27 protein-coding genes are annotated in these 26,200 nt (G+C 67.9%); 15 read left to right on the plus strand and 12 right to left on the minus strand.

Annotation, left to right across the window (positions count from 1 at the left end):
• Position 1 precedes the first annotated feature (1 nt).
• Entirely contained in the window at positions 2 to 1,840 is a 1,839-nt protein-coding gene (locus M6E97_RS27715; protein ID WP_003117939.1) for a nitric oxide reductase activation protein NorD, read from the plus strand.
• Positions 1,841 to 1,846: 6 nt separating this feature from the next.
• Here the strand turns inward: M6E97_RS27715 and M6E97_RS27720 are convergent, their stop codons facing one another.
• From M6E97_RS27720 to M6E97_RS27730, 3 genes are all read right to left on the minus strand, one after another.
• A complete protein-coding gene (locus M6E97_RS27720; RefSeq protein ID WP_003101553.1) occupies positions 1,847 to 2,041 on the minus strand; it encodes a hypothetical protein in 195 nt (64 codons plus the stop codon).
• An 83-nt stretch (positions 2,042 to 2,124) separates the two neighbouring features.
• Positions 2,125 to 2,808, minus strand: coding sequence for a transcriptional regulator Dnr (gene dnr / locus M6E97_RS27725; RefSeq protein WP_003084891.1), 684 nt, complete (start codon positions 2,806 to 2,808; stop codon positions 2,125 to 2,127).
• 353 nt (positions 2,809 to 3,161) lie between these two features.
• On the minus strand, positions 3,162 to 4,040 hold the full coding sequence (locus tag M6E97_RS27730) for a LysR family transcriptional regulator (RefSeq protein ID WP_003084893.1): 879 nt from the start codon (positions 4,038 to 4,040) through the stop codon (positions 3,162 to 3,164).
• A 101-nt stretch (positions 4,041 to 4,141) separates the two neighbouring features.
• Between M6E97_RS27730 and M6E97_RS27735 the strand changes: the two genes are divergently transcribed.
• From M6E97_RS27735 to M6E97_RS27750, 4 genes are read left to right on the plus strand one after another with little or no spacing between them, the layout of a single operon-like run.
• Positions 4,142 to 4,843: an MOSC domain-containing protein gene (locus M6E97_RS27735; protein WP_003129147.1), complete on the plus strand. Its 702-nt coding sequence runs from the start codon at positions 4,142 to 4,144 to the stop codon at positions 4,841 to 4,843.
• Positions 4,840 to 5,076 carry a hypothetical protein gene (locus tag M6E97_RS27740; protein ID WP_003113233.1) on the plus strand — a complete coding sequence of 79 codons (237 nt, stop codon included), beginning with the start codon at positions 4,840 to 4,842 and terminating at the stop codon, positions 5,074 to 5,076. The genes M6E97_RS27735 and M6E97_RS27740 overlap by 4 nt, the downstream gene beginning before the upstream one ends.
• Complete coding sequence (locus M6E97_RS27745; protein WP_003084899.1) at positions 5,069 to 6,250, plus strand: aspartate aminotransferase family protein; 1,182 nt, start codon at positions 5,069 to 5,071, stop codon at positions 6,248 to 6,250. The genes M6E97_RS27740 and M6E97_RS27745 overlap by 8 nt, the downstream gene beginning before the upstream one ends.
• Positions 6,250 to 6,966: a type 1 glutamine amidotransferase gene (locus M6E97_RS27750; RefSeq protein ID WP_033938472.1), complete on the plus strand. Its 717-nt coding sequence runs from the start codon at positions 6,250 to 6,252 to the stop codon at positions 6,964 to 6,966. Before M6E97_RS27745 ends, M6E97_RS27750 begins: the two co-directional genes overlap by 1 nt.
• Before the next feature lie 74 nt (positions 6,967 to 7,040).
• Here M6E97_RS27750 and M6E97_RS27755 read toward each other — a convergent pair whose 3' ends face one another.
• Positions 7,041 to 7,304: a hypothetical protein gene (locus M6E97_RS27755; RefSeq protein ID WP_003084903.1), complete on the minus strand. Its 264-nt coding sequence runs from the start codon at positions 7,302 to 7,304 to the stop codon at positions 7,041 to 7,043.
• Positions 7,305 to 7,589: 285 nt separating this feature from the next.
• Here M6E97_RS27755 and M6E97_RS27760 point away from each other — a divergent pair, with 285 nt between their 5' ends.
• From M6E97_RS27760 to M6E97_RS27770, 3 genes are all read left to right on the plus strand, one after another.
• A complete protein-coding gene (locus M6E97_RS27760; RefSeq protein ID WP_033938473.1) occupies positions 7,590 to 9,080 on the plus strand; it encodes a helix-turn-helix transcriptional regulator in 1,491 nt (496 codons plus the stop codon).
• 337 nt (positions 9,081 to 9,417) lie between these two features.
• Entirely contained in the window at positions 9,418 to 10,707 is a 1,290-nt protein-coding gene (locus tag M6E97_RS27765; RefSeq protein ID WP_003101571.1) for an NAD(P)/FAD-dependent oxidoreductase, read from the plus strand.
• 17 nt (positions 10,708 to 10,724) lie between these two features.
• Positions 10,725 to 11,279 carry a helix-turn-helix domain-containing protein gene (locus M6E97_RS27770; protein ID WP_003084911.1) on the plus strand — a complete coding sequence of 185 codons (555 nt, stop codon included), beginning with the start codon at positions 10,725 to 10,727 and terminating at the stop codon, positions 11,277 to 11,279.
• Positions 11,280 to 11,389: 110 nt separating this feature from the next.
• Here M6E97_RS27770 and M6E97_RS27775 read toward each other — a convergent pair whose 3' ends face one another.
• The 3 genes from M6E97_RS27775 to M6E97_RS27785 form a co-directional block, all read right to left on the minus strand.
• A complete protein-coding gene (locus tag M6E97_RS27775) occupies positions 11,390 to 12,415 on the minus strand; it encodes a TPM domain-containing protein (RefSeq protein ID WP_003084914.1) in 1,026 nt (341 codons plus the stop codon).
• A gap of 3 nt (positions 12,416 to 12,418) precedes the next feature.
• Complete coding sequence (locus M6E97_RS27780; protein ID WP_003084923.1) at positions 12,419 to 13,027, minus strand: LemA family protein; 609 nt, start codon at positions 13,025 to 13,027, stop codon at positions 12,419 to 12,421.
• Between the two features lie 87 nt (positions 13,028 to 13,114).
• The gene (locus M6E97_RS27785) at positions 13,115 to 13,624 is read right to left on the minus strand and encodes a disulfide bond formation protein B (protein ID WP_003084926.1); all 510 of its coding nucleotides are present in this window, start codon (positions 13,622 to 13,624) and stop codon (positions 13,115 to 13,117) included.
• 227 nt (positions 13,625 to 13,851) lie between these two features.
• Between M6E97_RS27785 and M6E97_RS27790 the strand changes: the two genes are divergently transcribed.
• The 3 genes from M6E97_RS27790 to M6E97_RS27800 all read left to right on the plus strand — a co-directional run bounded on the left by M6E97_RS27790 (position 13,852) and on the right by M6E97_RS27800 (position 15,710).
• Positions 13,852 to 14,682: a DMT family transporter gene (locus M6E97_RS27790; RefSeq protein WP_033938474.1), complete on the plus strand. Its 831-nt coding sequence runs from the start codon at positions 13,852 to 13,854 to the stop codon at positions 14,680 to 14,682.
• Positions 14,683 to 14,751: 69 nt separating this feature from the next.
• Positions 14,752 to 15,138 carry an MAPEG family protein gene (locus M6E97_RS27795; RefSeq protein WP_003101585.1) on the plus strand — a complete coding sequence of 129 codons (387 nt, stop codon included), beginning with the start codon at positions 14,752 to 14,754 and terminating at the stop codon, positions 15,136 to 15,138.
• Between the two features lie 113 nt (positions 15,139 to 15,251).
• Entirely contained in the window at positions 15,252 to 15,710 is a 459-nt protein-coding gene (locus M6E97_RS27800; RefSeq protein WP_003110213.1) for a c-type cytochrome, read from the plus strand.
• A 191-nt stretch (positions 15,711 to 15,901) separates the two neighbouring features.
• Here M6E97_RS27800 and M6E97_RS27805 read toward each other — a convergent pair whose 3' ends face one another.
• Positions 15,902 to 16,321, minus strand: coding sequence for a DUF1090 domain-containing protein (locus M6E97_RS27805; RefSeq protein WP_003084937.1), 420 nt, complete (start codon positions 16,319 to 16,321; stop codon positions 15,902 to 15,904).
• A gap of 249 nt (positions 16,322 to 16,570) precedes the next feature.
• Here M6E97_RS27805 and M6E97_RS27810 point away from each other — a divergent pair, with 249 nt between their 5' ends.
• A complete protein-coding gene (locus M6E97_RS27810; protein WP_033938475.1) occupies positions 16,571 to 17,539 on the plus strand; it encodes an alpha/beta hydrolase family esterase in 969 nt (322 codons plus the stop codon).
• Between the two features lie 3 nt (positions 17,540 to 17,542).
• On the opposite strand, the gene M6E97_RS27815 is transcribed toward M6E97_RS27810, so the two are convergent.
• Positions 17,543 to 18,286: a metallophosphoesterase gene (locus tag M6E97_RS27815; RefSeq protein WP_033938476.1), complete on the minus strand. Its 744-nt coding sequence runs from the start codon at positions 18,284 to 18,286 to the stop codon at positions 17,543 to 17,545.
• Between the two features lie 204 nt (positions 18,287 to 18,490).
• On the opposite strand from M6E97_RS27815, the gene M6E97_RS27820 reads away from it, so the two are divergent.
• Entirely contained in the window at positions 18,491 to 19,795 is a 1,305-nt protein-coding gene (locus M6E97_RS27820; protein WP_003129156.1) for a ferric reductase-like transmembrane domain-containing protein, read from the plus strand.
• A gap of 56 nt (positions 19,796 to 19,851) precedes the next feature.
• Here the strand turns inward: M6E97_RS27820 and metK are convergent, their stop codons facing one another.
• Positions 19,852 to 21,042 (minus strand): methionine adenosyltransferase, encoded by a 1,191-nt coding sequence (gene metK, locus M6E97_RS27825; RefSeq protein ID WP_003084948.1) that lies wholly within the window; start codon positions 21,040 to 21,042, stop codon positions 19,852 to 19,854.
• 15 nt (positions 21,043 to 21,057) lie between these two features.
• Positions 21,058 to 22,059 carry an ArsR/SmtB family transcription factor gene (locus M6E97_RS27830; protein ID WP_003113231.1) on the minus strand — a complete coding sequence of 334 codons (1,002 nt, stop codon included), beginning with the start codon at positions 22,057 to 22,059 and terminating at the stop codon, positions 21,058 to 21,060.
• A gap of 246 nt (positions 22,060 to 22,305) precedes the next feature.
• Here M6E97_RS27830 and tkt point away from each other — a divergent pair, with 246 nt between their 5' ends.
• Positions 22,306 to 24,303 carry a transketolase gene (tkt, locus tag M6E97_RS27835; protein WP_003101598.1) on the plus strand — a complete coding sequence of 666 codons (1,998 nt, stop codon included), beginning with the start codon at positions 22,306 to 22,308 and terminating at the stop codon, positions 24,301 to 24,303.
• Positions 24,303 to 25,367: a hypothetical protein gene (locus tag M6E97_RS27840; RefSeq protein WP_003101600.1), complete on the plus strand. Its 1,065-nt coding sequence runs from the start codon at positions 24,303 to 24,305 to the stop codon at positions 25,365 to 25,367. The genes tkt and M6E97_RS27840 overlap by 1 nt, the downstream gene beginning before the upstream one ends.
• Here the strand turns inward: M6E97_RS27840 and otnI are convergent.
• Entirely contained in the window at positions 25,348 to 26,145 is a 798-nt protein-coding gene (gene otnI / locus M6E97_RS27845) for a 2-oxo-tetronate isomerase (protein ID WP_003113230.1), read from the minus strand. The two genes, M6E97_RS27840 and otnI, sit on opposite strands and share 20 nt — an antisense overlap.
• Positions 26,146 to 26,200 lie beyond the last annotated feature (55 nt).

Below are 26,200 nucleotides of genomic sequence, written 5' to 3' on the forward strand. Positions count from 1 at the left end.
GATGGCCTTCGCCGTCGAGCTGGAGGAATGGGTCGGCGCCCACTGGCACCGCTTCATCACCCGCCATGCCAGCGGCGAGTTCGAGGCGGCGCGGGTGACCCTGGAGAGCATGCGGCGTCCGCTCGGCATGCTCTTCCGGGCGCTCGGCGGCGCACCGGGGGTAGCCCTCGAGGCGACCCCGGCGCGCCGCCTGCTGCTACGCCGCACCTGGTTGCAGCGGGTCGCCGGGACCTGCGAGCAGGCCCCGGTGTCCTGGTTCAACGGCGACAGCCTGCGCCTGCCGGAATCCCTCGCGGTCTATCCGCAGGCCGAGCTGAACCGTGAACTGTATCGCTGGCTGGCGCTGCTGGCGGCCAGCGCCGGGCCGCTGCGGCACTGGGCCCAGGACAACCAGCGCTGGGCGCGGCAGTTGCTCGACGCCTATCCGGCGCTGCGCCCGCGCTACGCCCGGCTGGTCGCCGCGCATCTGCGCCAGCGCCCGTCGCTGGACGATTGCCCGGCGGCAGACGCCGAACTGGAAATCGCCCTGCGCCGCGCGCTTGCCGAGCCGGGCAGCGTCGAGCGCTTCCCGCGAGTCGAGCGGGCGCCCTGGCCGGTGCCGCTGTGGCTGTATCCCGGCGAGCGCTGGACGCCTTCCGCCAGCGCGGAGGACGGCGAGGAAGCGGCCGCCGGCGCCGGCAAGCGCCAGGTCGCCCGCAGCGGAGCGCGCAAGCGCGCCGAGCGCGTCGAGGAGCGCGACAGCGAGCGCAACCTGCTGCTGTTCCGCCTGGAAAGCCTGCTCAGTTGGTCGGAGCACCTGGCCCTGGACCGCTGTAGCGACGACGAGGACGACCCGGACGGCGCGCGCGTCGCCGAAGACCTCGACTACCTGTCGCTGTCGCGCCAGCGCACGCAGAAGGGCGGCGGCCTGCGCCTGGATCTCGACCTGCCGGCCGCCGACTACGATGACCTGCCGCTCGGCCCCGGGCTGAAGCTGCCCGAGTGGGACTATCGGCAGCAGCGCCTGCTGAGCGACCACGTGCTGCTGCAACCGATGCGGCCGCGCGGCGCGACCAGCGCCAGCCTGCCGGCGCACCTGGAGAAGACCGCGCTGCATCTGCGCCGCCAGTTCGCCTGCCTGCGCGACGGCCGCCAACGCCTGCGCCAGCAGCCGCAAGGCGACGAGATCGACCTCGATGCCTGGCTCGACTTCCAGGTCGAGCGGCGGCGCGGCGGTTCCACCCAGCCAGGCCTGTTCCTCGAACAGCGGCCGCGCCGGCGCGACCTCGCCTGCCTGTTGCTGGCGGACCTGTCGATGTCCACCGAAGCCTACCTCGACGACCAGCGGCGAGTGATCGACAGCATCGTCGACAGCCTGCTGCTGTTCGGCGAGGCGTTGCAGGCACTGGGCGACCCCTTCGCGCTGTACGGGTTTTCCTCGGTGCGCCGGCAGCAGGTGCGCTGGCAGGTGCTGAAGGACTTCGACGAAGGCTACGGCGGCGAGGTCCGCGGTCGCGTGCTGGCGCTCTCGCCGGGCTACTACACGCGGATGGGCGCGGCGATCCGCCGGGCCAGCCAGGTGCTCGGCGGGCAGCCGCAGAAGCGTCGCCTGCTGTTGCTGTTGAGCGACGGCAAGCCCAACGACCTGGACCGCTACGAGGGCCGCTACGGCATCGAGGACACCCGCCAGGCGGTGATCGAGGCGCGCAGCCAGGGACTGGTGCCGTTCTGCATCACCATCGACAAGGAGGCGGCGGACTACCTGCCCTACCTGTTCGGCGCCGACGGCTTCGCGCTGGTCGAGCGCGCCGGGCAGTTGCCCGAGCGCCTGCTCCAGCTCTATCGGCGCCTGCGCCGCTGAGATGCCTCAGGGAGCATCGCGCGGCAACCAGAGCATCATGCCCAGGCAGAACAGCGCCAGCCCGACGCAGAACCAGGCGAAGCGCCGCTGCCGGCGACCCTGGAGCTGGCGCTGGGAAGCGCTGGGCAGTGGCATGCCGCACTGTTCGCAGGCGCTTTCCGCGCCTTCGGTTTCATGGAGGCAATACAGGCATTGGCGCATGGGCGTTCTCGCGGGCTCGACCCCGCCAGCTTGCCGGTGGACGGGCCGTGGCGCGCTTGACCGCGATCAAGCGGCGGGGCTGTTCACTCGAAGCACTCCAGGCGTTCGCGGTCGAGGATGCTGATTTCGCGGCCGTCGAGGCGGATGATGCCCTCGTCGCCGAGGCGGTGCATGATCCGCGAGAAGGTTTCCGGCTGGATCGACAGGTGACCGGCCACCAGTTGCTTGGCCACCGGGATTTCCACCCGGCAGTTCTCCCCCGGCGCGTGGGCGGCGAGGGTCAGCAGGTAGCGCACCACGCGGTGGGTGGCGTTCTTCAGGGAAAGCGTCTCGATCTCGTCGATGCGCTGGTGCAGGCGGGTGCTGAGCTTGGCCAGCAGGGCCAGGGCCAACGGGGTGTTGTCCTGCAACTGGCGCAGGTAGGCCTTGTTGGAGAAACGGAACAGCTGGCTGGGCACCACGGCCTGGGCGGTGGCCACGTAGTTCGGGGTGTCCATGAACATCATCGCCTCGGCGAAGGTGTTGCGTTCGTTGGTCACTTCGAGAATCTTCTCCTGGCCTTCCGGGGTCAGCCGGTAGATCTTCACGCAGCCGGAAATCAGGTAGTAGAAGGCGTGCGCCGGCTCGCCCTGGCGGAACACGTAGGCGCCCTTGTCGAGGTTGACCAGGTCGCTGCTGGCGAGCAGTTCCTGAAGCTGGACGGGAGAAAGCGGTTCGAACAGGTGGTGGCTTTGCAGCAACTGCTGGTGGACGCGCTGGAATTCCATGCTGGGAAGGCTCGCGATGATGAGGGGACTGGCCACTGTAGCGGGCCCGGCGCAGATCATCTTGACGCACGGCAAGCTCCCGGCGGCTGGGTGTTGCCGTCGGTCCGGCGAGCGGAACTATTACAGCGTGTAAGCCAAGGCTTACAAACGGCGGTGGTTTTGGCTGCTTTCTCCCCCTCGCAGAGATGCGTAATCTTCAAACCGTCAGGACATTGCGCAGGAAGCGCCAAAGACAATACGGAAACTCAGGGAATCCACCATGGATGGTGGCGTAGCACGGATGTCAGGATAGAGGTCTGCAAAACCCCGCCCAAAAGGCGGGGTTTTTTATTGCCCGAGGAAAACCGCGTCGCTCAGACCACGCCTTCCAGCAGCGAGCGCAGCAGCTCGACGCTGGCGTGCTGGCGTTGCGCGTCGCGGTAGACCAGGCCGACCTTCAGCGGGATGCGCGGTTCGCTGAGCGGTTTCCACAGCAGCCGCTGGTTCGAGTGCATCTGCCGTGCCTTGCCCGGTAGAACGGTGGCGAAGCGGGTCTGCGGCAGGCTGTCGAGAATCCCGCTCATGTGGTTCAGTTCCGCCTGCACCCGCGGCCGCCGGCCGATCGCGGCGAGTTGCTCCTGCCAGATCTGGCGCGCGCGGAACTCTTCGCCGAGCAGCAGCATCGGCAACTCCGCGGCCTGGGCCAGGGACACCTTTCTGAACTCCTTCAACGGGTGTTCCTCGGGGATCACCAGCTGCAATTCGTCCTCGTACAGCTCGACGCTGTGCAAGCCCGGCTGGCGCGGCGGCAGGAAGCCGATGCCGATATCCAGGTTGCCGGTGAGCAGGCGCCGCTCGATGTCGATTCCCGACAGTTCGTAGATCTGCACCCGCAGGTGCGGCTGCGCGGCGTGCAGGCGTTCGACCATGTACGGCACCAGGCTGGCGTTGACCGTCTGCAGTACGCCGATCGCCAGGCTGCGCGGGGTCTGCCCGCGGAATACGCGCATCGCCTCGCGGGCCCTTTCCAATCCCTCCAGCAGCGGTACCGCATGGTTGTACAGGGTGTGGGCGGCGACGGTCGGCAGCAGGCGCTTGCCGCTGCGCTGGAACAGCGAGACGTCGAGGTTCTGCTCCAACTGGCGGATCTGCTGCGAGAGGGCCGGTTGCGACAGGGCCAGGCGTTCGGCGGCGCGGCCGACGTGGCCTTCCTCGTAGAGCGCGACGAAATAGCGGAGTTGGCGAAAATCCATAAGCTGTTCTTATCGATAAAACTGGAAAATCGAAATGGAGTGGGTCCCGCGTGAGGCACTAGTCTAGCTGCATTGGCGGTACATCGGGTGGTCGCGGAGCAATGGAGCAGATAGTCGTAAACGGTGTTTTCATAGGTAAAGTCGAAGAAACCTGGGGCGGATTGGTCAGCGCGATCGACAAGCTGCCGGTCGAGCAGGAGTTCTGGCTGGGCCACGATGGCCTGCCCGGCGACGAACAGGCCGACATCCGCCACCACGGCGGCCTCGAGCGCGCTCTTCATCACTATCCCGCCGAGCACTACCGCTACTGGCGCAAGCGCCACCCGCTGAACCGCTGGCAACTGCCGGCGTTCGGCGAGAACATCTCGACCTACGGCATCACCGAAGCCGAGGTCTGCATCGGCGACCAGTTCCATTGGGGCGATGCCCTGCTGGAAGTCAGCCAGCCGCGTTCGCCCTGCTATCGCCAGGGCCAGCGCTGGAATCTTCCCGAGCTGCCCGACGAATTGCAGAGCGGCGGCCGCTGCGGCTGGTTCTATCGGGTCCTGCGCAGCGGCATGGTGACTCCCGGGGACCAGCTGAAGCTGGTCCAGCGGCATTACCCTGAACTGACCGTCGCCCGCCTGTTGCAGTGGTATTTCGGCGATCCCCTGGAGCCTCTCGGGTTGCGCCAGATGATGGCCTGCGACGCGCTATCCCAGCGTTGGCGCAAGACAGCGGCGAAACGCCTGTCCAGCGGCGTGGTGGAAGACTGGGGGCCGCGCCTGCACGGGCCGTCGGATTACCGGGAGCATGCCTCTTGAGCGACTACCTGATCACCTTGAGCCAGTCCGGCCGGCTGTTGGCCAGCATGACGGTGAGCGCCGCGCGCTTTGCCGAGGTGCGCGAGCTGATGCGCCAGCGCTTCCCCGCCGGCGACGGCTTCGAACTGCGCTTCGAAACGCGCCGGGAAAAGCGTCGGCTGCTGGAGCAGGGGCCACAGGGCGTGCGCCTGCTGGCGGTGGAGTACATGACCGAGGAACTGAAAGATGGCTGATGCGCTGGATAGCCTGCGCCTGATGCGCACCCAGGAACGGCCCGCGCAGGTGTTCGTCCGTGGCCAGGGCTCGTGGCTGTGGGACAGCGACGGACGCGCCTTCCTCGACTTCACCCAGGGCCTGGCGGTGAACTGCCTCGGCCACAGTCCCAGCGTGCTGGTCCAGGCCCTGGCCCGGCAGGCGCGGGAACTGGTCAGCGCCGGCCCCGGCCTGCTCAACCGGCCGGTGCTGGCATTGGCGCAGCGCCTGTGCCTGGCGACCGGCAGCGACCAGGCCTACTTCCTCACCAGCGGCGCCGAGGCCAACGAAGCGGCCATCGCCCTGGCGCGCAAGTGGGGCCGCCTGCATCGCGGCGGCGCGCAACGGATCGTCAGCACCGTCAACAGCATCCATGGACGCACCCCGGGCACCCTGACGGCTTGTGGCAAGCCGGCGCAGCATGGCCTGGAGGGATTCGCCAGGGTGCCGTTCAACGACCTCGACGCCATGGCCGCGGCCATCGACGAAGAGACGGTGGCGGTGATGCTGGAGCCGGTGCAGGGCGATGCCGGGGTGATCCCGGCGACCCTCGACTACCTGCGTGGCATCGAGCGGCTGTGCCGGCAGCGTGGCGTCCTGTTGATCCTCGACGAGGTGCAGACCGGCATCGGCCGCTGCGGCGCGCTGCTGGCGGAGGAACTGTACGGGGTACGCGCCGACATCGTTACCCTCGGCAAGGGCCTCGGCGCCGGGGTGCCGCTGTCGGCGCTGCTGGCGCGTGGCAACGCCTGTTGCTTCGAACCGGGCGACCAGCTTGGCACCCACCATGGCAACGCGTTGATGACCGCTGCCGGGCTGGCGGTACTGAATACCGTGCTGGAGCCGGGTTTCCTGGAGCAGGTGCGCGAGCAGGGCACTCACCTGCGCGATGGCCTGGCCCGTGTCGCGCGTCGCTATGGGCATGGTCCGCTGCGCGGCCAGGGACTGTTCTGGGGGCTGCCGCTGATCGGCCAGCGCGCGCCGGCGGTGGTTCGCGCGGCGTTCGGCGAAGGCCTGCTGATCAACGCGCCGCAGCCGCATTGCCTGCGTTTTTCCCCGGCGCTGACGGTGAGCCGGGCCAACGTCGATGAAATGCTGCGGCGACTGGAGCGGGCCCTGGCCCGGGTCGCCAACCGACACGAGGAGGTGGCCTGATGCGCGCCCTGGTATTGCAACACGTTCCCTTCGAAGGCAGCGCGCGGATCGGCGACTGGATCGGCCGCCACAGCGAGCACGAGCACGTCTGCTACCTCTACGCCGACGCCCACCTGCCTGCGCTGGACAGCTTCGACCTGCTGGTGGTGATGGGCGGGCCGATGAGCGTCCACGACGAAGCGCAATATCCCTGGCTGGTGGCGGAGAAGCGTTTGATCCGCGCGGCGCTGGATGCCGGCAAGAAGGTCCTCGGCATCTGCCTCGGCGCGCAGCTGCTGGCCCAGGCGCTGGGGGCTGCGGTACGCCCGGGACGCCAGGCGGAGATCGGCTGGTGGCCGCTGCACAGGTACAGCCAGGCGCTGGGCTCGCCGCTGGGCGAGCGCCTGCCGGAACGGCTGATGGCGTTCCACTGGCACGGCGAGACCTTCGACCTGCCAGCCGGCAGCGTGCCGCTCTATGGTTCGGCTGCCTGCGCCAACCAGGGCTTCATCTGGAACGAGCAGGCTATCGGCCTGCAATGTCACCTGGAAAGCACCGCGGAGAGCATCGAGGCGCTGCTCGATGCCTGCCCGCAGGACCTGCAACGGGAAGGGGCGGTGCAGAGCGCCGGGAGGATCCGCCAGGGTGTCGCGCATTGCCGCGAGGTGGCGCCGGTGCTGTTCCTGTTGCTCGATTACCTGGCGCATCGGCCGGCGGAGATCGCACGCCGGGCCTGATCGCCAGAAAGATTCCTCTGTCCTCGCATGCGCCTCCGGACGTCGTTTTGGTCCTGTGGGGCGCTTTTTTTATTCTAGGCTGCGTGCTTTCCCAACCAGGGCTCCAGTAGTGCCAGGTCGCGACGCAGGCTTTCGGCGAACAGGTGCAGGCGGGTGGGGTTGTCCAGCTCGCCGGGCTGGATGCCGACGAAGGTGAAGGTTTCGTCGTGCTCTCGGGCGGCGACATTGATACTGACGGTGCCGTCGTAGTGCATCCGGCACTGGCAGTCGTAGCCTTCCAGCGCCTGGTTCAGGCTGCGCTGGATCTCGCCGAGATCGGGGTGCTTGTTCTTGCTCATCGCATCGCTCATGCAAGGGGATGGGGCTTTCTTCTCGTGCAGGGCGAGTCGGGTGGATGCGTCGACGACCTCGGGACCGAGGGGCGGCGTAGCCTCCCGGCCGGCGCGGCGTCTGGGCTTCCCGCCCGGACATTGCTTCCTGTATCGCCAGGGTAGGGGTGCCTCCGCTATCGTTTCGCGATGCAAATGCACTAGCACCGCTAGTGCAATCGTCACGCGTGCGCGGTCAGGGCGGGCGGGCATCCTTGCTGCCCCCGGAAAATCGCTCCATCCAAGAGGAACAGCATGAACGACCAGGTACTGCGTACCCAGACCGACCGCCGCCAGTTGCAGCAGATCATCGCCGGCCTTACCGAAGGGGTGATCCTGATCGAGCCGGACCAGCGCATCCTCTGGGCCAACGAGGCGGCCCTGGCGATGCACGGCGTCGATTCGCTGCAAGGCCTGGGCGCCGATACCGGCGAGTATCGCGAGCGCTTTCGCCTGCGCTACCGCAACAATCATCCGCTGCAGGAGGGCCAGTACCCGGCCGAGCGCCTGGTGGCTGGCGAGTGCTTCAGCGACGTGGTGGTGGAAGTGTTTCCCGCCGCCGACGAGGACACCCGCTGGGTGCACCGCGTGCGCGGGTTGGTGCTGACCACCCCCGAGGACAAGCCCGACTGCCTGGTGCTGATCCTCCATGACGCCACCGAGTGGGCCAGCGCCGAGCAGCGCTTCGAGAAGACCTTCAATGCCAATCCGGCGCCGGCGGTGATCTGCCGGCTCAGCGACTACCGCTACGTGAAGGTCAATGTCGGCTTCCTGGAAATGACCGGCTATGCCCGCGACCAGGTGATCGGCCGTTCGGTGTACGAGCTGGACGTACTCGACCAGGCCGAGCGCCGCGAACTGGCGGTGGAGCGCCTGGGCGCCGGCGAGACCATCCCGCAGATGGAGGCGAGCCTGCGGGTGGCGGAGGGCGGACGCAAGTGCGTGGTGGTCGCCGGGCAGCCGATAGAGGTCGGCGAGGAGGCCTGCATGCTCTTCACTTTCACCGATCTCGAACCGCGGAAGAGGGCCGAGGAGGCCTTGCGCAAGAGCGAGGAGCGCTTCGCCAAGGCCTTCCGCATGGCACCGGTGCCGAGCCTGGTGCTGTGCGGCGACGACCTGCAGGCGCTGGATATCAACCAGGCCTTCAGCGAAACCTTCGGCTACCAGGCCGAGGAACTGCTCGGCGAGTCCACCGTCGCCTGCGGGCTGTGGCAGGACGGCGGCGCCGAGCGCCTGGGCGAGCTGCTGGCGCAGAGCGGCAGCGTGCGCAACGTCCAGCTGCGCCTGCAGCACAAGGATCGCAACGGCCTGGACTGCCTGGTCTCGGCCGAGGCGGTGAGCCTCAACGAGCAGGACTGCGTGCTGGTGGCCTTGCTGGACATCAGCGACCGGCGGCGCACCGAGATGGAGCTGGTGCACGCCATCGAGACGGTGATGCAGGACGCTTCCTGGTTCAGCCGCACCCTGATCGAAAAGCTCGCCAACGTGCGCCGCGCCAACGCGCCGGGCACCGGCGCCGAACTGGCCGACCTGACCGCGCGCGAGCGCGAGGTGTTCGACCTCATCTGCCAGGGCCTGGCGGACAAGGAGATCGCCAAGGAACTGGGCCTGGCGCCGAACACCGTGCGCAACCACGTGGCGACCATCTACGCCAAGCTCGATGTCCACAGCCGTGGCGAGGCCATCGTCTGGGCACGCGAACGCGGATTCGCGCCGGAGCCGCGCAACGGCAACGGGCGCAAATAAACGAAGAGGGTACGAATGCACCAGGGCGGCTGGTGCATTCGTACCTGTCGCCCGCTCCCGTCGGCGCCGACACTGGCGCAGCACGCCCGGCATGCCCCCGCCCGTGGTCGTGCACCTTTTCTCCGCGGTGCGAGCCGCGCCGTCCGCACGTCTGTTCCCCTCGCCAGTTTCGCTCTGGCGGGGGGCTTCCCGCCTCCTTTCGAATATTTGCCCCTCTGCCTCTGCTGGTGCGCGACGGCATTCTGCCGGCCGTTTGCGAATGCTCGGGACTGGTGTCGTGAAATTTTAAATGTTATTTTTCATGAAAAATAACCAATATAATTTCACGGAGGTCGCGATGTTCCTGCAATCCAACGAGCATGTCGGCACTTACTACGCCGCCGTCAATCCCGAACTGATCCAGCCGCGCCAGGCCCTGGAGGGCGACCTCGACTGCGAGGTGCTGGTGGTCGGCGCCGGTTTCAGCGGCTTGCACACGGCGCTGCGGCTGGTCGAAGGCGGACGCCAGGTATGCGTCATCGAAGCCAGCCGGATCGCCTGGGCGGCCTCCGGGCGCAACGGCGGGCAGGCGCTGCCCGGCTGGTCCAGCGACCTGCCGCCGCTGGAGGCCGACCTCGGCTACGAAGGCGCACGCCGTCTCTGGGACGGCATGCTCTGGGCGGCCGGCGAGATGCGCGAGTTGCCGCAGCGACATGGCTTCGACTGCGACTACCGGGTCGGCCACCTATGGACGGCGATCCTGCCGCGCCGGGTCGGCCTGCTCTACGACTGGCAGGCCGAGGCCAACCGTCGCTGGGGCTACGAGGGGCTACGCTTCGTGGCGAAGGACGAGTTGCCCGAATGGATCGCCAGCGAGCGCTATCTTGCCGGTCTCTACGATCCCCACGCCGCACACCTGAATCCGCTCAAGCTGGCGTTCGGCCTGGCCGCCGCCATCGAGCGCGCCGGCGGGCGTATCCACGAGCGGACCCGGGCCCTGAACTATCGCGAGGAGGGCGACGGCTACCGGGTCCGTACCGAGCACGGCGAGATCCGCTGCGCGGCGCTGGTGCTGGCCTGCAACGCCTACATCGACGGGCTGGACAGCGAGCTGTCGCAACGGATGCTGCCGGTGGGCACCTATCAGGTCGCCACTGAGCCGCTCGGCGAGGAACGGGCGAAGTCGTTGCTGCCGCGCAACTGCTGCGTGACCGACAACCAGTTCGTCCTCGACTACTTCCGCCTGACCCCGGACCACCGCCTGCTGTTCGGCGGCGGCTGCACCTACCTGGGCGGCATGCCCAGCGACATCCGCGCCGCCACCCGGCCCTATCTCGAACGGGTGTTCCCGCAGTTGCGCGGGGTGGCGCTGGAATACGCCTGGGGCGGGCATATCGACTGCAGCATGCGGCGCACCCCGGACATCGGCCGGCAGGGCAACCGCTACTGGCTGCAAGGCTACTCCGGCCACGGCGTGCTGCCGAGTCTGGCGGCGGCCAGGGCGGTCAGCGACGCGCTGCTCGGCGACGACGAGACCCTGGCGCTCTACCAGCGTCTGCGCAATCCGAAGTTTCCCGGTGGCCAGCGCTTCGCCGCGCCGCTGGAAGCCCTGGGCAAAGCGTATTACCGTTTGCGCGACCTGTTCTGAGAGGGCCCGGAGCCGAGATGAGCGAAGTAGCCGACGACCTGGCGGAGATCGCCAGCCTGGTGCGCGAATTGCGCAAGCGCAAGGGCATCACCCTGCAGGCGCTGGCCGACGGCATTCGCCGTTCGGTGGGCTTCGTCTCCCAGGTCGAGCGCGGCCTGTCGCGGCCGGCGGTGGACGACCTGGTCGCCATCAGCCAGGTGCTCGGGGTGCCGGCGACCTACTTCTTCTGCTCGCCGAAGACCCAGGCCTCGCCCTGGGTGACCCGTCCGGGCGAGCGTCGGACCCTGGCCTACGCTCGTGGCGCCAGCGACAACCTGGTGTCGCCGCGTCTTGGCGGCGCCTTCTTCATGCTCGAAACCTGCCTTGAAGCGGGTGCCGACAGCGGCGAGCGCGACCTGCTGGACAGCTCGGAGCAGGGCGGCTACGTGCTCGAAGGCGAGCTGACCCTGTGGCTGGAGGACGAGGAGCTGCGCCTGCAGGCCGGCGACGGTTTCCAGATTCCCAGCCATATGCGCAGCCGCTATGCCAACCGCAGCCAGGCGCCGGTCAGGGTGCTCTGGGTATACGCCTGACGAGGCGCGTTACCCTGTCGTTTGCCGGATAGCGGCGAAGACTTCCGGCATCGGCGAGAACCGTCGCCGACCGATGAAAAAAGCCCGAGGCACAGGCCTCGGGCTTTTCGTCACCAGCGTCCGGAGGCGCCGCCGCCGCCGCTGGAGCCGCCGCCACCGCGGAAGATGCCGCCACCGCCGCTGCCGCCTCCCCCACCGCCGCCGCGACTATTGAGGATGGCGCTGAGAATGGCCATCAGCACTTCGCCGGGAAGCAGGAACAGGGCGTAGATGAACAGGGTCGGGGCCAGTACGCCGAGACTGTCGTCCGCCGCGCGGTCGACGTTCTGCCACAGGCCCATGCTCAACAGCCAGGCCAGGCCGGCGACCGCCGCGCTGCAAAGCAGGAAGCGGCCGATGCTGCGCCGCCGCATCCACTGCAACGGCAGCAGGCGTCCGAGCAGGGCCACGGCGAGCAGGACCGCCACATAGACACCGAGGTAGACCGGGTTGCCCCAGAGCTGTCCGCTCAGGCCGCTCTTCTTCTTCGGCTCCGGCGGGGCGCTGTCATACACCTCACCCTCGTCGACCGGCGCCGGCAGGGCCCGCGGCGGCGTGGCCTCGGGAACCGCCGGCAAGGCGTCGACGGGAGCGCTGGCGGTAGCGCTGTCCGGGTTCTTCTCGGCATCGATCAGTTGCACCAGGCTGTCCACGCCGGCCTGGATGCCGCCATAGAAGTTGCCCTGGCGGAACTGCGGCGTGATCTGCTCGCTGATGATCCGTCCGGCCTGGACGTCGGTGATGGCCCCTTCCAGGCCGTAGCCGACCTCGATGCGCAGGGTGCGGTCGTTCTTCGCCACCAGCAGCAGGACGCCGTCGTCGACCTTCTTCTGGCCCAGCTTCCATTTCTCGAAGGTACGCACCGCGTACTCCTCGATGGAATCGTCGCCGGTGGTCGGGACCAGCAGCACCGCGAGCTGCGCGCCGCTCTTGGCTTCCAGGGCGGCGAGCTGTTGCTCCAGGTGCTGGCGCTGGTCGCCGGAAAGGGTCGCGGTGAGGTCGGTGACCCGCGCCGTCAGCGCGGGTATCGGTGGCACATCGGCCCAGGCGACCAGGCTGGCGAGCAGCAGCCCGGCGCCCAGTAGCAGCCGGCGCATGGCTTACTGCGCCGGTTGCGGGTTGCCGAAATCGACTTTCGGCGCGGTGGAGATGGCCGCTTCGTTTTCCACGCTGAAGTTCGCCTTGGGCTTGTAGCCGAACAGCTTGGCGGTGATCACGCCGGGGAACTGGCGCAGCAGCACGTTGTATTCCTGTACCGACTTGACGTAGCGGCCGCGAGCGACGGCGATGCGGTTCTCGGTGCCTTCCAGTTGGGTCAGCAGGTCCTTGAACAGGCCGTCGGCCTTCAGTTGCGGGTAGTTCTCGGTGACTACCAGCAGGCGCGAAAGCGCCGAGCTCAGTTCGCCCTGGGCCTTCTGGAAGCGCTGCACGGCCTGCTCGTCGTCCAGTTGGTCGGCGTTCAGCTGCACGCTGCCGACCTTGGCCCGGGCCTCGGTGACCTGGGTCAGGACCGACGCCTCATGGGAGGCATAGCCCTTCACCGTGCTGACCAGGTTGGGTACCAGGTCGGCGCGCCGCTGGTACTGGTTGAGCACTTCCGACCAGGCGGCTTTCACCTGTTCGTCGCCGGCCTGCATGGCGTTGTAGCCGCAGCCGCTGAGCAGCAGGGCGAGGACGGGAAGGAGGGCATTTCTGAGGAATCGAGGCATGGTGGTACTCATCCGGGTTGAGAAAGCTCGATTGTAGACCAGCCAATGGCCAGCACGTTCCTTGTGCCGGCACGGATATCGGCGCTGTCAGGCGGTGCGGCGGCCGAACGCCAGCTTGGCCGCCAGGGCCAGCAGGCAGAACACGAACAGCGCCAGCGACCAGACCGCCATGGACTGGCCGAGCAGGGTCCAGACCACTTCGCCGCACAGCCCCTCGGGCTGGAAGACCTGCGGCAGCCAGGTGTCCAGCGGTATCCATTCGGGGAAGCCCATGAACATCTTGCAACTGCCCATGCCCTGGGCAGCCAGTCTCTCTTCCGCGACCAGCGACCAGGCGTGGTAGATCCCGCCCAGGCTGGCGGCGAGCATGCCCAGCGCGGCGATGCCGCCGGCGATCCGCGAACGCGGGGCGAGGCTGCCGACGATCCCGGCGAGCACCAGGCCGAGCACGTCCAGGCGAATGAAGATGCACAGCGAGCAGGGCGCGAAGCCGCGCACGTGCTGGAGGTAGAGTACGAAAGCGAGGATCAGCAGGCCGCCGATGGCGACCGCGGGCCAGAACAAGCGGTTGTCGAGGGGCTTGAGGAGAGCGCTCAAGGCAGGGATTCCTGTGTCGTTGATAAGGGAGGCCGGGCCGGCACTGTGCGGCGCTGGCCGATGGTAGTCCATCAGGATTGCCCGAAGATTAAGCCGTTTGACGTAACGATGTCTGCTGCATGTTTCTCCGCTTTCGTAGGAGCTTTCAGGGAAAAACGCCGCAACGGGGTGAGCATCTGGAGGCTCCGCCGGGATAGACTATCTTGGTCTATACCAAAAGGACCATCATGCTAGCCACCAGCCTGGTGCTGTGCGCCGCCGTTCTCCACGCCACCTGGAACACCCTGGTCAAGTTCAGCAGCGACCGCTTGCTGGTCGTCGCCTGCATGGACGTGGTCGGCGTGCTCTGCGCCATCCTGCTGTTGCCCTTCGTCAGCCTGCCGCCGGCCGAAGTCTGGCCCTGGCTGCTCGGCGCCACCGTCCTGCAACTGCTCTACCGGGTACTGCTGATCGAGGCCTACAAGGTCGGCGACCTGGGCCTGGTCTATCCGCTGATGCGCGGGCTGTCGCCGCTGGTGGTGCTGGGCCTGACCCTGGCGTTCGGCGGCGAGCAGCTCAGCGGCCGGCAGATCCTCGGCATCCTGTTGATCCCCTTCGGCATGCTTTGCCTGCTCTGGGGCGGCGGCGGTTCGCGCCTGCCCTGGCGGACCCTGCCGGTGGTGCTGCTGATCGGCCTGTGCATCGGCGGCTACACCTGGAGCGACGGCAACGCCCTGAAGCGCTGGCCGTTGGTGCTGGACTACCTGGTCTGGCTGACGCTGCTCTCCGGCCTGCCGTTCCCGCTGATCGCAGCCGGCGCGCGAACCCGCGCCTTCGCCCGCTTCTGGGCGCTGGAGTGGAAGCTCGGCCTGGCGGTCGGGGTCTGCGTGTTGGCCAGCTACGGCCTGGTGCTGTGGGCCATGCAGCTGGGGTCGATCGCCGAAGCGGCAGCGTTGCGCGAGACCAGCGTGCTGCTGGCGGTGCTGTTCGGCATGCGCTTCCTCAACGAGCCGTTCGGACTGCCACGCCTGCTGGCGTGCGGCCTGGTGCTGGCCGGAATGCTGCTGATGAAGCTCTGAAGGAGCTGTGCCTTTACAGAACGAGCGGCGCCAGCTTGAGTTGCAGTTCCACAACTACAAGGAACTGCCATGACCATCGCTTTCTGGTGCGTGCTGATCGCGATCTTCCTGCCTTACGTCTGTACCTCCATCGCCAAGTTCGGCGGGGAGGGCTACGGCGGTCGGGCCAACGCCGACCCGCGGGCGTTCCTCGGTTCGCTCGAAGGCTTTCGCCGGCGTGCCAACAACGCCCAGTTGAACGCTTTCGAAGTGACCCCGGCGTTCGCCGCGGCGGTGATCATCGCCCATCTGGTCGGCAACGCTTCGCAGGCGACCCTGGATAGCCTGGCCATTGCCTGGATCACCAGTCGCCTGCTCTACGTCATCTGCTACCTCGCCGACTGGGGGCCGTTGCGCTCGCTGGTCTGGTTCGTCGGCATGCTGCTCATCGCCGCGTTCTTCGTGGTTTCCGCCTGAGCAGCCCGCTGCGGCCTATGGCCGCAGTGCGGGCGCGCGGCTCTGGATCAATCGGCGGTGGCGGCGGATAATCCGCCGCTTCCGTGATCGACCCTGAAAAAAAGAGCCTTGCCATGAAGCTGAAGTCCCTGCTCGTCGTGCTGCTGGCCGGCGTCGCCCTGAGCGGCTGTCACCGTATGGATCCCAACTCGCCCGAGGCCAAGCGCCAGGCGATCTTCAAGGAAATGCTACGGACCAGCGAGGACATGGGCGGGATGCTCCGCGGACGCCTGCCCTTCGACGCGGAGAAGTTCCGCGCCGGATCGGCGAAGTTGCACCAACTGGCCGACCAGCCCTGGCAGTACTTCCCCAGTCCCAAGGCCGGCGAGGAGGGCGAGGACACCCGCGCCAAGGACGAGGTCTGGCAGCGCCAGCAGGAGTTCAAGGCCGCCACCCAGGTCTTCATCGACGCGATGAACCGTCTCCAGGACAACACTCGCCAGGCCACGCCGACCCCGGATGGCGTGCGCAAGGACTTCGCCGCGGTGGAAGACGCCTGCGAAGCCTGCCACAAGAAATTCCGCGCGCTCTGAGGCCGGACCGGGCGTCATACGCCCTGCCTGGAAGGCGCGAGGGGTAGGGCGAATGAGCGCTGGCGCTCATTCGCCGTTGCGGCAGCGCTGGGCGGCACCTGGTGTCCCGCTGCGGCGCGGATGGCGGGTAACGCCGTGGGCGTCATACGCCTTACGTGGGAGGCGCGAGGCGTAGGGCGGTACCTGGTGTCCTACTGTGCCTGGGCCTGTTCCAGGCCTTTCTTGGCCTCTTCCAGTTCGGCGCGGGCCTCGGCCAGCTTGGCCTTGCGTTTCTCGATCTTCTCCGGATCGCCCTTGCCCATGGCCTTGCGCAAATCCTTCTCGCGTTCGCTGACCTCGCGCTCGCTGTCGATCACCTTCTGCTTGTTCTCCCTCAGCAGGCCGGCTTCGGTGCAGTGCTCCTTGACCTCGGAGAGGGCCTTTTCCAAGCCGGCCACCTGGCCTTCGTTGGCGAACGAGCGGGCCGTTTCCAGCTTCGCCTCGATGGCGGCCTGCTTGGCGGCGCAACCGCTGAGCGGGGCGCCTTTGGTGGTGCCCGGCTGGGCGGCGGAGAGCGGCAGGGAGACGGCGAGCAGCAGCCCGGCCAGCGGCAGTGAAGGGCGAATGGACATCGGTTGGCTCCTTGATCGAACGGCCGGTGCGGTTGCCGGACGACGGCTCGGCCGAGCGTCCTGGCAGGCGGATGAGGCAGGCGGCAGCCGGCGTGACAAAGGCGCAAGTGTGCCAGCAAACGGCACGGTTGTGGTTGTCCGGGAGCAAAGTACGCCGCCCCGGGGTCTCTGGAGAAGGGCCATGGTTCGGGCATTCCGGCGCAACCCGGCCTAACGTTGTTCGAAGACGCCGAGAACGGGAGAACCGCGATGCGTACGCTGATCCGCCTGGTTCGCACGCTTATCCTGCTGCTGGTCCTGGCGCTGCTCGCCGGCGCCTGGTGGTGGCTGCAGGACGAGGCCCTGCGCACCCCCGCGCTGGCCGGCCACAGCGAGGACTCGAGCCTGAAGGTCGCGGGCCTGCGCCGGCATTACCTGCTCTACGTGCCGCCGGGCGTGACCGAGGGAGCGCCGTTGCTGGTGGTGCTGCACGGCTCACGGGGCGACGGCGCGCAGATGCGCCGCATCAGCGGCTACGGCTTCGACCGGCTGGCGGCGCAAGAAGGTTTCCTGGTGGCCTACCCGGACGGCTTCGAGGGCCACTGGAACGATTGCCGCAAGGCCGCCAGCTATTCGGCGCGGCTGCGTGACGTCGATGACGTGGCTTTCCTCCGCGCGCTGGTGGCGCGGCTGGCCCAGGAATACCGCGTCGATCCGCAGCGGGTATATGTCGCCGGCTACTCCAATGGCGGCCAGATGGCTTTCCGCCTGGCCGCCGAAGCACCGGGGTTGCCGGCGGCGATCGCAACGGTGGCGGCGAGCCTGCCGACCACGGAGAACGATGCCTGTCGGCCGGTCGAGCGGCCGACCGCGGCGTTGCTGATCAACGGCACGCGCGATCCGATCAATCCCTATCTCGGCGGCAAGGTCAGCCTGTTCGGCTTCGGCGACCGGGGCGCGGTACGCTCGACCCTGGACTCGGCACGCTGGTGGGCCGGCCTGAACGGCATCGCCGCGCCGCCGGACGTGGCGCCGCTGACCCGTCCCGGCACGGTCTGGACCGAGCGCCAGCGCTGGCAGGAAGACGGCCATCCGCCGGTGGAGCTGCTCAGCGTGCATGGCGGCGGCCACGTGCTGGCGCAGCCGGACTATCGCTTCCCGCGGATTCTCGGTAAGAGCGACCCGGAACTGGACGCCCCAGCGGAAATCTGGCGCTTCTTCAGCCAGTTGCCGCGCTGAGGCTCAGACCTCGAAGACGAATTCCGGACGGAACCCGCCTTTCTCGTGGGGATAGCCGCCCGGATTGGCCAGCACCCGTGCCCGGCCGATGCGGTAGTCGAGGGCATCGTGAACGTGACCGTGCAGCCAGTAGTCGGCCTGCGCCACCAGTTCGTCGAGGTTGGAAGCGAAGGCTGGCGAGAGCGGGTTGCCGACGAACTGCGGCGGGATCGACAGCGCACTGGGCGCGTGGTGGCTGACCACCAGCGTCGGGCCGTCGTGGGGCCGCGCCAGCTGTTCGGCGAGCCAGTCGCGCGAGGCTCGGTGCAGGGCGATGCTCTGCTCGGGGGTGAAGTCGCCGCCGAACCAGTCGATGCAGCTGAAGTCCGGCATCGATTGCAGGGCCAGCTCATGGGCGGGCGCATAGCCGTCCGCGCCATAGAGCTGGAAGTCGGTCCACAGGGTGGCGCCGAGGAAGCGCGCCGGGCCGATCCGCGCTTCGTCGTTTTCCAGGAAGTGGATATCCAGCGCCCGGGCGATATTGCGCATCGCCTGGGTCAGGTCGGTCATTTCCGAGGAGTAGAACTCATGGTTGCCGGCGACGTAGACGATCTCGCTGTCGGCGAAGGTCTCGCGGGCCCAGTGCAGGCCTTCCAGGTGGCTGTGGATATCGCCGGCCAGCACCACCACGTCGGCCTCGACCTCTGGCAGTTGGCGTCGCCCGTCGAAATGTTCGTGGTGGAGGTCGGACAGCAGGCGGATCTTCATGGCACGGCTCGGCGGTAGGCGCGGCGGACCAGCATAGCTCCGCCCACCCCGGGGTTGAAGGCCGACAACGATTGACGCAGGTCATGGCTGTGCGGGAAAACCTCGCTGGCCTCGCTAATTCCCCCATGAAGTTAAGGGACAATTAAGACTGGACGCGCAGGGTTCATTCCAGCGATTCGCGCGTTCTGTCGGGGAGTGGTGCCAATGAAACTGTTATGGGGAGTTCTCGCCGCCGCGCTGGCGGCCTGGGGCCTGACGCTGGCCGTCGATCCGCCGGCGAGCCTGGATATCTGGGTGGTGCGCAAGCAGGCGATCCTGCTTACCGGGGTAGCGTCCTTCGCCCTGATGTCGTTGATCATGCTGCTGGCGGTGCGTCCGGTCTGGCTGGAGAAGCCGCTGGACGGGCTCGACCGCATGTACCGCCTGCACAAGTGGGCGGGCATCCTGGCCATCGTCCTCGGCCTGTTGCACTACCTGCTGGAGTTGGCCGGCCCCTGGCTGGCGGGTATCGTCGGCAAACCGGTGAAAGGCCCGCGGGTGGAAACCTTCCTCGACGTCTTCCGTGGCTCGGCCAAGGAGTTGGGTGAATGGTCGGCGTGGATTCTCGGCGGGATGCTGCTGATCACTCTCTGGCAGCGCTTCCCGTATCACCTCTGGCGTTATGTGCACAAGGCGTTGGCCCTGGTCTACCTGGTACTGGCCTTCCATTCCGTGGTGCTCGCCCCGGCCAGCTACTGGAGCCAGCCGGCCGGTTGGCTGGTGGCGGCCTGCGCTCTGCTCGGTTCGGCCTGCGCACTGTTGTCTCTGAGCGGGCGGATCGGTCGCGCGCGCCGCCATGCGGGCGTGGTCACCGCCGTCGAGCGGCACGGCGAAAGCCTGCTCGAGGTGACCTGCCGGCTGCAGGGCGACTGGTCGCACAGGGCCGGGCAGTTCGCCTTTCTCACCTGCGACCGCCTGGAGGGTGCCCATCCGTTCACCATCGCCAGCGCCGACCGCGGCTGCGGCGAGGTGCGCTTCAGCATCAAGGCGTTGGGCGACTACACCCGGCGCCTGCAGGACAACCTGGAGGTCGGCGCCAGGGTCGAGGTGGAGGGGCCATACGGCTGCTTCGACTTCCGCCGTGGCCTGGCCGGGCGGCAGGTCTGGGTCGCCGCCGGGATCGGCGTGACGCCGTTCATCGCCTGGCTGGAGTCGCTGCAGGCCGCGCCGGAAAGCGCGCCGTCGGTGGAGCTGCACTATTGCGTGCGCAATTCCCAGGAAGCGCTGTTCGCCGGGCGCTTGCGCGAGCTTTGCGAACGCTTGCCCAGCGTGATCCTGCACATCCGCTATAGCGACGAGCAGGGCAAGCCGCAGGCGGCGCAACTGGGCGTGCTGAAGAGCGCCGAAGGACGCTGGCCGAGCGTCTGGTTCTGCGGTCCGCAGGGGCTGGCCGACAGCCTGCGCCGCGATCTGCGCCGGCAGGGCATGCCGCTGCGGCTGTTCCACCAGGAAGCCTTCCGCATGCGCTGAGCCTGCCGGAAACGAAAAAGCCCCGCCGAAGCGGGGCTTTTTCATCGCGCGGTCGCTCAGAGGCCGGCGGCGTCGCGCAGGAGAGCGGCCTTGTCGGTCTTCTCCCAGGTGAACGCGGTGAAGGTATCGCCGTCCACGGTCAGCTCGAACGGATGACGACCGAAGTGGCCGTAGGCCGCGGTCGGCTGGTACATCGGGTGGAGTAGGTCGAGCATCTTGGTGATCGCGTACGGGCGCAGGTCGAAGTGCTCGCGGACCAGTTGCACGATCTTCTCGTCGCTGACCTTGCCGGTGCCGAAGGTGTTGATCGAGATCGAGGTCGGCTGGGCCACGCCGATGGCGTAGGAAACCTGGATCTCGCAACGCTCGGCGAGGCCGGCGGCGACGATGTTCTTCGCCACGTAGCGGCCGGCGTAGGCGGCGGAGCGGTCGACCTTGGACGGGTCCTTGCCGGAGAACGCGCCGCCGCCGTGGCGGGCCATGCCGCCGTAGGAGTCGACGATGATCTTGCGTCCGGTCAGGCCGCAGTCGCCGACCGGGCCGCCGATCACGAAGTTGCCGGTCGGGTTGATGTGGAACTGGGTGTCCTTGTGCAGCAGCTCGGCCGGCAGCACCTGCTTGATGATCAGCTCCATCACGCCGTCGCGCAGGTCGTTATAGGAGACTTCCGGGTTGTGCTGGGTGGACAGCACCACCGCATCGATGCCGACCACCTTGCCGCCTTCGTAGCGGCAGGTCACCTGGGACTTGGCGTCCGGGCGCAGCCATGGCAGCAGGCCGGACTTGCGCGCCTCGGCCTGGCGCTCGACCAGGCGGTGGGAGAAGCAGATCGGCGCCGGCATCAGCACGTCGGTCTCGTTGCTGGCGTAGCCGAACATCAGGCCCTGGTCGCCGGCGCCCTGGTCTTCCGGCTTGGCCCGGTCGACGCCCTGGTTGATGTCCACCGACTGCTTGCCGATGATGTTCAGCACGCCGCAGGTGGCGCCATCGAAGCCGACGTCGGAGCTGTCGTAGCCGATGTCGATGATGACCTTGCGCACCAGCTCTTCCAGGTCGACCCAGGCGGAGGTGGTGACTTCACCGGCGATGATCGCCACGCCGGTCTTGACCAGGGTTTCGCATGCCACGCGAGCGTACTTGTCCTTGGCGATGATGGCGTCCAGCACCGCGTCGGAGATCTGGTCCGCGATCTTGTCCGGATGGCCTTCGGACACGGACTCGGAGGTGAAAACGGAATATTCGCTCATCAATCGGTTCCTACATTACCGGTGGGTGAGGCGGCTTTCGGATGCATCCCTGGCGAAGTGCCGGACCTGGATCTGGAAGCCATTGCGTAAACCAATGTAAAGACTCTCGCCGGGCGTGAGCCCTGCGGCGTCGGCCCACTGGGCCAGGTCCTCCTGTTCGAAACCCAACCAGAGGTCGCCGCAGGCCTCCCTGGCCCAGCCCTGGTTGTGCCGGCACAAGTCCGTCACCAGCAGGCTGCCGCCCGGATGGACCAGGCGGGCCAACTGTTTCAGCGCCTCCGCCGGCGCGGCGAAGTGGTGCAGGACCATGTTCAGCACCACGCAATCGGCCGGTTCGGCGGCGTCCTGCAGGGCATCGGCCAATTCCAGGCGGACGTTGCCCAATCCTTCTTCCTTGCAGCGCTGGCGCGCCAGTTCCAGCATCGCCGCGCTGTTGTCCAGCGCCGTGACCTGGCGGAAACGCCTGGCGAGTTCCGGCAGGAACCCGCCGTCCCCCGGGCCGACCTCCAGCGCCGTGGCGCCGGGGGCGAAGGCCAGTGCGTCGAGCAAGGCCAACACGCTCTCACGGTATTGCGGCAGTCCTGCGATCAGGTCCTGCTGGGCCTGGAACTTGTCCGCCGCGCGGGCGAAGAAGTCCTGGCTGACCGCCGCGCGCTGGGCGTGCACGGCATCGATCCGCGCCCGCACGTCGTCGGGTAGCGCCCGTTCGTCCACTTCCTCCAGCAGCGCCGCGTGCAGCGCGCCGCCGGTGCGTTCGGCCAGGGGCAGCGAACGTCGGTAGAAGATCGCGTTGCCTTCGCGGCGCGTCGCCACCAGCCCGGCCTGGGCCAGCACCTTGAGGTGGTGGCTCATGCCCGACTGGCCGATGGCGAAGATCTGCGCCAGCTCCAGCACGCCGAACGAATCGTTGGCCAGGGCGCGCAACACGTTCAGTCGCAGCGAGTCGCCAGCCGCCTTGCACAGCGCGGCGAGCGGGTCGTAGTCGTCTGGTCGTATCGAAGGCACGCGAAGGCTCATGGAGGCGCAGTCTAGTACCGGGTCCGAACCCCGGCAATGCCTGTATCAAAAATTTTTGATATTGATGACGGGTGGCCGTCGCGCAATTGCAATCCGGCTGCGCCAGGCTTCTGGCAAAACCGGTCGGCAGCGACATACTGTCCCCCTGCCGATCTGTCATTGCCCCTTGGGCCTTCGGTGGGCGAAAATGGCGCCCTTTTTTTCACTCCTGGTCTTCCGACCAGCAACCCCCGTAGGAGAATTGCGATGCCCAGCCGTCGTGAGCGAGCCAATGCCATCCGTGCACTGAGCATGGATGCCGTGCAGAAAGCCAACAGCGGCCACCCGGGCGCCCCGATGGGCATGGCCGATATCGCCGAGGTCCTCTGGCGCGACTACATGCAGCACAACCCGAGCAACCCGCAGTGGGCCAACCGCGACCGCTTCGTGCTGTCCAACGGCCACGGCTCGATGCTGATCTACTCCCTGCTGCACCTCACCGGGTACGACCTCGGCATCGAGGACCTGAAGAACTTCCGCCAGCTCAACTCGCGCACCCCGGGCCACCCGGAGTACGGCTACACCGCCGGCGTCGAGACCACCACCGGTCCGCTCGGCCAGGGCATCGCCAATGCGGTGGGCATGGCGCTGGCGGAGAAGGTCCTGGCCGCCCAGTTCAACCGCGACGGCCACGCGGTGGTTGACCACTACACCTACGCCTTCCTCGGCGACGGCTGCATGATGGAAGGCATTTCCCATGAGGTCGCCTCGCTGGCCGGCACCCTGCGCCTGAACAAGCTGATCGCCTTCTACGACGACAACGGCATTTCCATCGACGGCGAGGTCCACGGCTGGTTCACCGACGACACCCCGAAGCGCTTCGAGGCCTATGGCTGGCAAGTGATCCGCAACGTCGACGGGCATGACGCCGACGAGATCAAGACCGCCATCGATACCGCGCGCAAGAGCGACCAGCCGACCCTGATCTGCTGCAAGACCGTGATCGGTTTCGGCTCGCCGAACAAGCAGGGCAAGGAAGAGTGCCACGGCGCGCCGCTGGGCGCCGACGAGATCGCCGCGACCCGCGCCGCGCTGGGCTGGGAGCACGCTCCGTTCGAGATCCCGGCGCAGATCTACGCCGAGTGGGACGCCAAGGAATCCGGCGCCGCCCAGGAAGCCGAGTGGAACAAGCGTTTCGCCGCCTACCAGGCTGCCCATCCGGAACTGGCCGCCGAATTGCTGCGCCGCCTGAAGGGCGAGCTGCCGGCCGACTTCGCCGAGAAGGCCGCGGCCTACGTCGCCGATGTTGCCAACAAGGGTGAGACCATCGCCAGCCGCAAGGCCAGCCAGAACGCGCTGAACGCCTTCGGCCCGCTGCTGCCGGAGCTGCTCGGCGGTTCCGCCGACCTGGCCGGCTCCAACCTGACCCTGTGGAAGGGCTGCAAGGGCGTCAGCGCCGACGACGCCGCCGGCAACTACGTGTTCTACGGCGTGCGCGAATTCGGCATGAGCGCGATCATGAATGGCGTCGCCCTGCACGGCGGTTTCATTCCCTACGGTGCGACCTTCCTGATCTTCATGGAATACGCGCGCAACGCCGTGCGCATGTCCGCACTGATGAAGCAGCGCGTGCTCTACGTGTTCACCCACGACTCCATCGGCCTCGGCGAGGACGGCCCGACCCACCAGCCGATCGAACAACTGGCCAGCCTGCGCCTGACCCCGAACCTGGACACCTGGCGCCCGGCCGACGCGGTCGAGTCGGCGGTGGCCTGGAAGCATGCCATCGAGCGTGCCGACGGTCCGTCCGCGCTGATCTTCTCCCGCCAGAACCTGCCGCACCAGGCGCGCGACGTCGCCCAGGTGGCCGATATCGCCCGCGGCGGCTACGTGCTGAAGGACTGCGAAGGCGAGCCGGAACTGATCCTGATCGCCACCGGTTCGGAAGTCGGCCTGGCCGTGCAGGCCTACGACAAGCTCAGCGAGCAGGGCCGCAAGGTCCGCGTGGTATCGATGCCGTGCACCAGCGTCTACGAGCAGCAGGACGAGTCCTACAAGCAGTCCGTGCTGCCGGTGGAAGTCGGCGCGCGCATCGCCATCGAGGCCGCCCATGCCGACTACTGGTACAAGTACGTCGGTCTCGACGGGCGCATCATCGGCATGACCAGCTTCGGCGAGTCGGCGCCGGCCCCGGCGCTGTTCGAGCACTTCGGCTTCACCCTGGACAACGTCCTGGCGGTGGCCGAGGAGCTGCTGGAAGACTGATGCACACGCTCTACTGGCGGGACCTCGAAAGCCCCGCCAATGGCGAATGGCTGGGCCTCGCGGTCCAGGTGGAGGGCGCCCATCGGGCGCCCTCTTTCCTTCATCTGCAATCCGGCGGCCAGGCCCGCATTCGCCTGATGCGTGGCGATCAGCCGCTGCTCTGGGCCACCCAGTTGCCGTACCACGATGGCATCTGGCTAGTGAAGAGCCTGGTCGCGGCGAGCCCGGCGCAGGCCAGCGTGCCGCCCATCGACTCGCCGACTCTGGAAGCGTTGCGCGGCCTGCGCGGCGAGGCCCGCTACAAGGCCTGGAGCCGCTATTTCGTCGAGACCCTGCGTACCAGCCCGGGCAGTTGCCTGGAGGCCGGGCGCTGGTTGCTGCGCCTGTCGCTCGCCGAGCAGGTGCCCGCCTGGCAGCCACCGCAGAGCCACGATCCGCGCGAACGGGTGCTGGAACGCTGGCGCTACCGCAGCGTCGGGCGCGACGCACTGTTGCCGGACTGGCGCTTCTACAGCCTGGAGAAGGTCCTCGACGACGACTGGGTGCAGTGGCTCGACTGGTGGGGGCGCGACAACGACGCCCTGATCGCCCTGCGCCGGGTCGAGGATGACGAGGGGCGGGTCAAGTGGTGGCGCAAGAAGGCCCGCGAAGGCGAGCTGCCGCCGGTGCTGGCGCTGCGCCTGAACTGCCTGGATGCCTGCGTGATCCTCGATGGCCACTGCCGGCTGCGCGCCGGCCTGCTGGAGAACGTCGCGCCGGAGATCCTGGTGCTCTGCGCCTACGACGAGCAGCCGATGCCGGTGGATACGGCACAGCGCGAACGGGTGCTGCAATCGCTGGCGCAGCGGGTCGACGCGCCGGTGCGCCGTGGACGCCGGCCGCTGGATAGCGAACAGCTCAACCAGGTGCTGCTGCGCCTGTTCGACGACCGTCCCTGGCCGCGAGTGCTGACCCGTGCACGCGCGGTGCTGAAGGAAGAACAGTGGTGCGCGGAAGTGCGCGACTGGCTGGCCGCCCGCGAGCGCCTGGACGCGCTGGAGCCGATCATCCGTCGCGTCGAGTAGCGCGCCAGCGCCGCAGCCATTCCAGGCCTGCCGAGGTGTCGCCGCGCGGACGGTACTCGCAGCCGATCCAGCCCTGGTAGCCGAGCCGGTCGAGTAGCTCGAACAGGTAGGGGTAGTTCACTTCGTTGTCGTCATCCGGCTCGTGGCGGTCGGGTACCCCGGCGATCTGGACATGGCCGATATTGCCGATGTCGCGACGCAGGGTGGTGGCCAGGTCGCCCTCGACGATCTGGCAGTGGTAGCAGTCGAACTGCACCTGCAGGTTGTCCGCGCCGACCTCGCGGCAGATGGCCTGGGCGTCGTCCTGGCGGGTGAGGAAGAAGCCCGGCATGTCGCGGTTGTTGATCGGCTCTATGAGCACCGTCAGCCCGGCGCCGGCGGCCTCGCGGGCGGCATGGGCGAGGTTGTCGAGGTAGGTCTCGCGGTGGCGGATGCGGTCGGCGCCGGCCGGCAGCAGTCCGGCCATGACATGGATGTGGCGGTTGCCGAGGACCTGGGCATAGTCGATGGCCTGGGCGATGGCGCGGCGGAATTCGGCCTCGCGCCCCGGCAGGCTGGCCAGGCCGCGCTCGCCCTTGTCCCAGTCGCCGGGTGCGGCATTGAACAGCACCTGGCGCAAGCCGTGGTCGTCCAGCCGGGCCTTCAGTTCGGCCGCAGGATAGGCATAGGGGAACAGGTACTCCACGCCCTCGAAGCCGTCCGCCGCGGCGGCGGCGAAGCGTTCGAGGAAGTCGTGGCGGGGGTAGAGCATGCTGAGGTTGGCGGCGAAGCGGGGCATCTGGCGCTCCTGGCGGTCGGTGGATGCGGGCGAGCCTTGCACAGCGGAACGCGGT

Origin of the sequence: Pseudomonas sp. B111, from assembly GCF_026428275.1 — a bacterium.
In the GTDB taxonomy this organism is placed as follows: Bacteria; Pseudomonadota; Gammaproteobacteria; order Pseudomonadales; family Pseudomonadaceae; genus Pseudomonas; species Pseudomonas aeruginosa.

Bases quoted from the DNA above. Each gene is read 5' to 3' on its own strand.
- M6E97_RS27805 (WP_003084937.1), bottom strand. From the start codon at position 16,321: ATGTCCATTCGCCCTTCACTGCCGCTGGCCGGGCTGCTGCTCGCCGTC.
- M6E97_RS27720 (WP_003101553.1), bottom strand. From the start codon at position 2,041: ATGCGCCAATGCCTGTATTGCCTCCATGAAACCGAAGGCGCGGAAAGC.
- M6E97_RS27795 (WP_003101585.1), top strand. From the start codon at position 14,752: ATGACCATCGCTTTCTGGTGCGTGCTGATCGCGATCTTCCTGCCTTAC.
- M6E97_RS27790 (WP_033938474.1), top strand. From the start codon at position 13,852: ATGCTAGCCACCAGCCTGGTGCTGTGCGCCGCCGTTCTCCACGCCACC.
- tkt (WP_003101598.1), top strand. From the start codon at position 22,306: ATGCCCAGCCGTCGTGAGCGAGCCAATGCCATCCGTGCACTGAGCATG.
- M6E97_RS27815 (WP_033938476.1), bottom strand. From the start codon at position 18,286: ATGAAGATCCGCCTGCTGTCCGACCTCCACCACGAACATTTCGACGGG.
- M6E97_RS27735 (WP_003129147.1), top strand. From the start codon at position 4,142: ATGGAGCAGATAGTCGTAAACGGTGTTTTCATAGGTAAAGTCGAAGAA.
- M6E97_RS27770 (WP_003084911.1), top strand. From the start codon at position 10,725: ATGAGCGAAGTAGCCGACGACCTGGCGGAGATCGCCAGCCTGGTGCGC.
- M6E97_RS27810 (WP_033938475.1), top strand. From the start codon at position 16,571: ATGCGTACGCTGATCCGCCTGGTTCGCACGCTTATCCTGCTGCTGGTC.
- M6E97_RS27780 (WP_003084923.1), bottom strand. From the start codon at position 13,027: ATGCCTCGATTCCTCAGAAATGCCCTCCTTCCCGTCCTCGCCCTGCTG.
- M6E97_RS27760 (WP_033938473.1), top strand. From the start codon at position 7,590: ATGAACGACCAGGTACTGCGTACCCAGACCGACCGCCGCCAGTTGCAG.
- M6E97_RS27750 (WP_033938472.1), top strand. From the start codon at position 6,250: ATGCGCGCCCTGGTATTGCAACACGTTCCCTTCGAAGGCAGCGCGCGG.
- M6E97_RS27830 (WP_003113231.1), bottom strand. From the start codon at position 22,059: ATGAGCCTTCGCGTGCCTTCGATACGACCAGACGACTACGACCCGCTC.
- M6E97_RS27755 (WP_003084903.1), bottom strand. From the start codon at position 7,304: ATGAGCAAGAACAAGCACCCCGATCTCGGCGAGATCCAGCGCAGCCTG.
- M6E97_RS27715 (WP_003117939.1), top strand. From the start codon at position 2: ATGGCCTTCGCCGTCGAGCTGGAGGAATGGGTCGGCGCCCACTGGCAC.
- metK (WP_003084948.1), bottom strand. From the start codon at position 21,042: ATGAGCGAATATTCCGTTTTCACCTCCGAGTCCGTGTCCGAAGGCCAT.
- M6E97_RS27775 (WP_003084914.1), bottom strand. From the start codon at position 12,415: ATGCGCCGGCTGCTACTGGGCGCCGGGCTGCTGCTCGCCAGCCTGGTC.
- otnI (WP_003113230.1), bottom strand. From the start codon at position 26,145: ATGCCCCGCTTCGCCGCCAACCTCAGCATGCTCTACCCCCGCCACGAC.
- M6E97_RS27800 (WP_003110213.1), top strand. From the start codon at position 15,252: ATGAAGCTGAAGTCCCTGCTCGTCGTGCTGCTGGCCGGCGTCGCCCTG.
- M6E97_RS27840 (WP_003101600.1), top strand. From the start codon at position 24,303: ATGCACACGCTCTACTGGCGGGACCTCGAAAGCCCCGCCAATGGCGAA.
- M6E97_RS27765 (WP_003101571.1), top strand. From the start codon at position 9,418: ATGTTCCTGCAATCCAACGAGCATGTCGGCACTTACTACGCCGCCGTC.
- M6E97_RS27730 (WP_003084893.1), bottom strand. From the start codon at position 4,040: ATGGATTTTCGCCAACTCCGCTATTTCGTCGCGCTCTACGAGGAAGGC.
- M6E97_RS27820 (WP_003129156.1), top strand. From the start codon at position 18,491: ATGAAACTGTTATGGGGAGTTCTCGCCGCCGCGCTGGCGGCCTGGGGC.
- M6E97_RS27745 (WP_003084899.1), top strand. From the start codon at position 5,069: ATGGCTGATGCGCTGGATAGCCTGCGCCTGATGCGCACCCAGGAACGG.
- dnr (WP_003084891.1), bottom strand. From the start codon at position 2,808: ATGGAATTCCAGCGCGTCCACCAGCAGTTGCTGCAAAGCCACCACCTG.